Genomic DNA, 7,270 nt, shown 5'->3' on the forward strand with positions numbered 1-7,270 from the left:
ATATCTACGGATGAATTTCCCGATTTCCTCCACCTCCCGATTTCTGTCGTAGAGACGTAGATGCACTCGTCCGCCTTGTTCGCATAATTGAGGCGGTTTGTTAAGTGGGGGCAAAAGCTTATCTTTGCCTACAGTTCAAAACTTTAAATACAAACCATAACTATTGTTTATGAGACACTGCTACTTCCTTGCACTCATTGGGGTGCTACTCTTACCTCTTTCCATCTCAGCTCAAACCATTGAGAATGGTGTGCTATCTCATTGTTCAAGTCTCTCTGGGCGATATGTCGTACCTGACGAAGTGACCAAGATTGCCGATCACGCATTCTTCACAGCGAGTGTCACAGAGGTGGTGATCGGCAAGAATGTCCAAGAGATAGGTAACTCCGTCTTCCAAAACTGTATAAACCTTGAGCGTGTCACCTTTGCCACAGGCTCCAAGCTCCAGCGCATCGGTGATGACGTTTTCTCCGACTGTCCTAAGTTGACCACGATAGCACTCCCCGAGGGGCTCATGCGAATGGGTGTACGCACCTTTTGGCTCAACGAGTCGCTCAAGCAGATCACACTCCCCACAACCCTCGACACACTACCCAAGTACTGCTTCCAAAGCTGTACTGCACTGCGCAAGATGAGCCTGCCCGAGGGTATGAAGGTCATCTCCGAGAACGCATTCGCTGGCTGCGAGAACCTGATTGTGGTGAAGCTCCCGAGCACCCTTGACTCCATCGCGACAAAAGCATTCTATAAGAACCTCGGACTGCTCACCCTAACCATCCCCGAGGGGGTGCGCTCAATCGCTGACAGCGCTTTCATGCGCTGCGAAAACCTCGAGACCGTCACCCTGCCAGCCAGTCTAGAGCGTGTGGGCGCTAAGCTCTTCCGCCGCTGTCCCGAGCTCACCGCTATCTCCGTCGCCTCTGGGAGCAAGCACCTCATCTCTCGTGATGGCATACTCTACTCAGCCGACCTGAAGACGCTCTATGAGGCTCCCGCCAAGTTCAAGAGCGAGGACTACAAGGTACCCGCAGAGACAGAGACCATTTACCACTACGCTTTCTACGAGTGCCCCGATGTCCAGGGGATCACCATACCACAGACGATCAAGCGTATCGGCGTTGCCGCTCTTGTCAACAACGGGATGCGTCAGTTCACTTTCCCTGGCAATGATAAGTATTGGCTCGCAAATGGTTCGCTCTACTACAAGGCGACCACAAAAGATGGCGAGCAGACAGTCTTTATGGCACACCCCTCAGGGGCTGAGGGCGATGCCATCGTCACCTACGGCACCAGCTACGTATCTGACTACGCACTCGCAGGCTGTCACAAGATCAGCTCACTACGTCTACCCTCAACGCTCCTCGGTATGGGCGCTTTCGTACTCAGCGACTGCAAGGAGCTTAAGGACATTTATAGCTACGCCATTGAGCCGCCCGTCCTCACAGAGGAGTCTTTCATGGGTCTCAATCTTCCCTCCGTACGTCTACACGTTTATCCAGAGGCTATGCAAAAGTATATGAACGCTCCCTACTGGCAGCTCATCCTACATGGAGACGACCTCACTGGAGAGGAGCCAAGAGCTATCGCATCGCCTGAGCTACAGATCACACAGCTCAGCTGGAGCTATCAGCACGATGGCACGCTACACCTTGAGAGCCTAAGCGCAATCACGATGGAGGTAGCGCTCTACAGCACGGATGGTGTACGCCTTGCCACGCTAGAGCTAGCACCTCACGCTACTGCACAGCTCACGCTACCCACAGCTGGCATCTACATACTCCGCAGCACATCTATTCACGGAACCCGCACTGAGCGCATCATACGATGATTCAAGCAAAGCGTCTATACCATCTACTGCTACTCCTCTGCACAGCTAGCACTTTGCTAGCTCAGGAGGAGAGTAGTTCGGGCAGTCTAGTAATTAGTGAGACCTTTGACCTCTTTACCAAAGGGAGCGAAGAGACTCCTGACACAAAGGACTTGACCAGTAGTAGTACCGGCATGATTGCCGATGCGCTCACCCAGCAACCTGGTTGGAGTGGTGCTGGCATCTACTCGGCAGGAGGCAGTTGCTTGCTAGCTCCTTACTACGATGAGGTGGACGGGTCTCTAGATGGATACCTAAACACACCACGTACCAACCTCTACGGAGAGATCACAATCACCTTGAGGGCTAAGGCACACGCAGCTTCTCAAGGCAAACTACATATCAACGTGGCCCGCCTTACTCAAAACCTCGGAGGCTACACAGCCACGCTGTCAGATCAGTGGCAGACGATCACGACGACCCTACGAATAACCCGTCCAGAGGCTGAGTACAATAGCTATATTCAGCTTTCTACCGAAGGGCTTGCCTCTATCCTCATTGATGACGTAAAGGTCTACCGCAAAGCTCTACTGTCGCCTCCCGAGAAGGTCTCCTATAGAGACTTTACGGCTACCTCTTTTACGGCTGAGTGGTCTCCGACGACCAGTGCTACAGGGTATCTAGTAGACGTTTATACTAAAGAGAGCTCCCCGCAAGACACCGTCATGGAGCACCCAGCATCTGATCCGCTGACATGGACTCAAACTGGTGATTCGTGGATCACACCCGAGGGGGAGCGCATCATCAAAGACTTAACCTTGTATGGTCTGCCCGCAGCCTCTAGCGATAGTAAAGGAGCCATAGCCATATCGGCTCTTGCACAAGGAGAGTGGCGTGAATTAGGACAGATAACACTCGACAAGCTAGCTGGAGGCAAGTATCTATCGCTCCAGAAGCACCTGCCCTATCACACGACTAGGGTCAAGCTCTCTTTTGTCAAGGGGATCGGAGGCTTAACACTACGAGAGATTACGACGATTTATGAGGGACAAAAGGTCTATCACCTGCAAGGTCATCATACGACTGAGACGCACCTAGCAGTCACTGGCATAGATCCTAACAAAGACTACTACTATACCGTCTCTAGCCAGCAGGGGCAGATCAGCTCGACACCTTCTCAAGAGGTGTGGGTGAGTGACTTACTGACACCGCAACTAACACGCCCAGCGTCAGAGGATATACACAAAGGGAGCTATACAGCTCGCTGGCAAGTCGTACCTAAAGCTGATGGCTACCTCCTCTACAACTACTCAGTCACCACGGTAGCTCAGACTGGTTTGGCTACACTCCTACACGACACCTTCAGTCGCTATGAGACTCCAGCGACACCTGATGCTCCTGAAGAAGTGCCTGACGATGCTCTAATACTAGACAACTACACAGACTTGCCCGGATGGCTAGGCAAGAGAGTTCGCCTAGCAGAGGGTATGCTCGGGTGCTGGGGCTGGGGTAGCTCTTTGCAGACTCCTACACTAGCTCTATCTCACAATGGAGGGAACTTCAGACTGTTCCTATCTGCATGGGCTAAAAAGGATACAGACCTCATCATCGAATATGGAGAGGAGAGTGACCAGCGTGTCACCTTATCCTTTACCGATACAGGTCTGCAAAAGCATACTTTTGACCTAGCAGGCGGAAGCGACTCAACAGCGATACGCTTCTACACCTCGGCTGGAGAGATATTCTTCCTAGATGAGATCTCTATAGAGCAAGAGTTAAAGGCAGGAACAGAGTACCGCACCCTGCTACACAATATGCTACCTATCAAGTCAGGTCAGACGAACTACTACACACTGAAGGATCTGCCCCAAGACAAAGTCTACGAGTACGAAGTCATCGCTTACCGGCTAGTAGATGATATGCTACTGCTCTCTCCTCGCTCTAGTGCTATGAGGGTAGAGCTAGACACTAGCATTACTCCAACTATAGGAAAGAGTGATCCCTGCACGCTACAGTACTCCTATGGAGTTCAAGGCTTGACACTATCTACGCATCAGGGCGGGGCGCTATCCATCTATGCTCCTCAAGGGATGCTCTTACATCAGACTACGATACGTCCTCAAGAGGAGGTGACATACCCACTCGCTGCTGGGATCTATCTAGTTGTACACAACGGCTGCAACATCCCTCACAAACTGCTTATACCATAACCAACAATCTCCCTATTTACTATGAACCGACATAGAGTTATTTACACACTACTCGTATGGCTCTCCCTAATAGGAGCTATGACGGGCACGCTGACAGCGCAGAGTAGCCAGACGATAGTCAATAACAAGGCTGGCTCGCTCAGTAGCAAGCTCTCTGACTTAGAGGGCGTAACGGACCTAACCGTCCAGGGCGTTATGGACGCGACCGACCTCGCAGCCATTGCCAAGGCTCTGCCCGATCTCTTACGACTAGATCTAGAGAAGGTCACATTCAAAGCGTACTTCGACCCCTATGATCCCTACAGTGGCTCATCGGCAGACTGCTTTCCCATAGGGCTAAACGGCAAGATGAAAAGCCTACAAGAGCTGATCCTCCCCTCTTCCATTACGAAGATCTCCAGCGCGACTCTTTTTGGGCTTAAAGCTCTGACGAAGCTCACCTGCCCCACAGCTGTGGTACCAACTGTCGAAGGCTATGGACAAGAGCTAACTAGTGACGAGATCTATGCTCAGTGTACACTTTACGTACAGGAGGAGCTTGTAGAAGCCTTCAAGCAGAGTGACTCTTGGAAAGCTTTCCATGCGATCCTACCGATACCGAAGCCCTTTGAGGCTGATCTATCAATGACAGTGGCTACGAGTGCTACCTTCTCCATCACAGTAGGAGCCCAGGATGATGCCGTCACGGCACACTACCCCGATGGCTTCCAGGAGACCAAGGTAGGAGCTGACGGAGCCCTGACCCTAGCCTTCTCTCATACGATAGACCAAAGCAAAGTAGCCGATGAGAAGCGCATACTCATCTCCGCTCCTAAGGCTATTCGCTTGACAACGCAAGGGACTGGACTAACCGCCTGCACATTCATGCGTGAGCTCCCTCTACAAGAGCTGACGCTACGCTTCGAAAGCGAGCTGACAGCGCTAGACCTTTCGCAGCTATCTAGCCTGACCGCTGTCAATCTGAGCCGATGTGGCAAGCTAACCTCACTAACGCTACCCTCGACAGCTCCACAGCTTAAGTCCTTACAGCTACCCAATACTGCTGTAAGCTCCTTGACACTCACCTCCTACCCCGCTCTTGAAGAGCTAGACTTAGCGAGCGTAGGGCTCTCTCAGGTGACGCTTACAGGACTGACGAAGCTCCGCACACTAGATCTCTCGGACAATAAGCTCACCAGCATAGACCTCACAGGGCTGACCGCTATCTCTACGCTACGAGTAGGCAACAATCAGCTTACCGAGCTAACGCTATCCTCGACTTCCTTTGACGAGCTAAACGTAGAGCATAACCACCTCTCCTCTATAGACCTATCACGGGTCACAAAGATCGGAGCACTCTATTGCAATGACAACAACTTCACTCTAGACAAACTACCTGCAAAGGGGGCCGTCATATCTGCCTATAGATACGCTCCGCAGGCGAAGCACCAGTTACCCCAGACGATTGCCCAGGGCGAGGTGCTAGATCTCTCTGCGATAGCTTCCGTACAGGGTGTGCTAGCACAGCCTGCCACCTCTACGTTTAGCTGGTACGACAATGCGGGCAACCTCCTCACTGAGGGCACAGACTACGAGATAAAGGGCGCTGGGCAGTTTGCTTTCCTACGTCCTTTTGCCGACTCTGTCTACTGTCAGGTCAAGAGCAAAGCTTTCCCAAAGTTTACGGGCAAGAGTAGCTATAAGACGACGAGCATCGCCATCACAGAGCCTGTTGTAACTGCAAACTTTACCTACTACACATCACAGGCTAAGCAAAACTTCTCCGTAAAGACGACTCCTAGCGGGACAGTCTCTGTACGAACAGCTGATGGCGTCACGCTCCAAGCAACAGGCGATGATGAGTACGGCATCGCACGCTTTGCTCATCTTATAGATACAGACAAGGTCTCTGACCCTAAGCATATGAAGATGGAGATCGTCTGTGACCAGATGTACTCCTTTGCAGCTCAGGCCACTGGCATCTCAGAGGTAGAGCTAACCGACTGCCCACAGCTGAAGAGACTGACGCTCAAGTATCAGCAACTCTCTAGCATAGACCTCTCCAAGGCATCTAACCTAGAGGAACTTTACCTAGATGGGAATGAGAAGCTAGAGCAGGTCGGCCTCACAGGACTAAGTTCTCTACGCTGGCTCAACGTGAGCAACCTGCCCAAGCTCAAGACCCTCGACCTAGCACAAACTCCAGGTCTCACACACCTCTTGGCATACAATACTCAGTGTGCTAACCTGCCCGTGGAGATCTGTACTAACCTAGAGGTGCTAGACCTAACCAATACGGGATCGTCTCAGCTCAAGGTAGCAGACCTAACCCAGCTAAAGCGTCTACTCCTCACAAGCAATACTCTGAAGAAGATTGAAACCGCTAAGTTGACTGCTCTCACGGAGCTTCAAGTAGACAAGAATCAGCTCACCGAGCTAGTCCTCCACGCCCCGAACCTTGAGACACTCAACGTGACGAGTAATCAGCTCACTGCGCTAGACCTGTCTCAGGCTACAGGGATCACGACACTCTACTGTAGCGACAATAAGCTCTCCCTAGACAAGCTACCCACACTAGCTATCGATGGACCAGCATATGTCTATGCGCCACAAGCTCCTATGAGCTGGAGCAAAGACTCCTACAGTACAGATGATGCGATAGATCTCTCGCACCTCACACAGCTACGAGGAGTGCTAGCTGGACCTGCGACCTCGGTCTATGCCTGCTTTGATGCCAAGAGTAAAGCTCAGCTACAAGAGGGTACCGACTACAAGGTGCTCCGCGAAGGAGTCTTCCAGCTGCTGGCTCCACATATTGACGGGGTCTTCTTCACCATCACAACCCCAGCTTTCCCCGCCTTTACTGGTGACAAGGCGTATCAGACGGAGCCCATCGTGATTACTCAGGGTACAGGAGTCTGCTCTCCTATCGTCAGCGAGCATCCGCTAGAAATAGTATCAGGGAGCGAGGGTATCTCGCTGATTGCTCAAGAGGCGCTACCCTATGCGCTCTACGATCTCTCGGGCGTCTGCCACTACCAAGGCACGCTACAGACGGGTCGCACCGAGCTACCGCTCGCTTGTGGTAGCTATCTGCTTGTCTATCAACTAGGCAATAGAAGCTACAGCGTCAAGGTTGTCGTCACTGCACGATAATCGTTCATAGACAAGGACTTCACACGAGACGAGGCATCTACACGTTACGGTGTAGGTGCCTCGCTTGTTGTATGACGGGCATGTCATACATCTGTGGTGAAAGTCCACGCGGGGCGTA

At 52.0% G+C, this 7,270-nt stretch carries 3 protein-coding genes; all 3 read left to right on the plus strand.

Translation table 11 applies throughout. The features are described 5' to 3' along the window. Positions 1 to 169 precede the first annotated feature (169 nt). From Q0X57_RS06795 to Q0X57_RS06805, 3 genes are read left to right on the plus strand one after another with little or no spacing between them, the layout of a single operon-like run. The gene (locus Q0X57_RS06795) at positions 170 to 1,828 is read left to right on the plus strand and encodes a leucine-rich repeat domain-containing protein (RefSeq protein WP_297729417.1); all 1,659 of its coding nucleotides are present in this window, start codon (positions 170 to 172) and stop codon (positions 1,826 to 1,828) included. Then, the gene (locus Q0X57_RS06800) at positions 1,825 to 4,017 is read left to right on the plus strand and encodes a hypothetical protein (protein WP_297729420.1); all 2,193 of its coding nucleotides are present in this window, start codon (positions 1,825 to 1,827) and stop codon (positions 4,015 to 4,017) included. The genes Q0X57_RS06795 and Q0X57_RS06800 overlap by 4 nt, the downstream gene beginning before the upstream one ends. A 21-nt stretch (positions 4,018 to 4,038) precedes the next feature. Next, positions 4,039 to 7,152, plus strand: a complete 3,114-nt coding sequence (locus Q0X57_RS06805) for a leucine-rich repeat domain-containing protein (RefSeq protein ID WP_297729422.1) — start codon at positions 4,039 to 4,041, stop codon at positions 7,150 to 7,152. Positions 7,153 to 7,270 lie beyond the last annotated feature (118 nt).

This window comes from uncultured Porphyromonas sp. (assembly GCF_947254915.1).
Classification (GTDB): domain Bacteria; phylum Bacteroidota; class Bacteroidia; order Bacteroidales; family Porphyromonadaceae; genus Porphyromonas.

What these genes read in the sequence shown, in the direction of transcription:
- Q0X57_RS06795 (WP_297729417.1), top strand. Translation starts at nt 170, where the DNA reads ATGAGACACTGCTACTTCCTTGCACTCATTGGGGTGCTACTCTTACCT.
- Q0X57_RS06800 (WP_297729420.1), top strand. Translation starts at nt 1,825, where the DNA reads ATGATTCAAGCAAAGCGTCTATACCATCTACTGCTACTCCTCTGCACA.
- Q0X57_RS06805 (WP_297729422.1), top strand. Translation starts at nt 4,039, where the DNA reads ATGAACCGACATAGAGTTATTTACACACTACTCGTATGGCTCTCCCTA.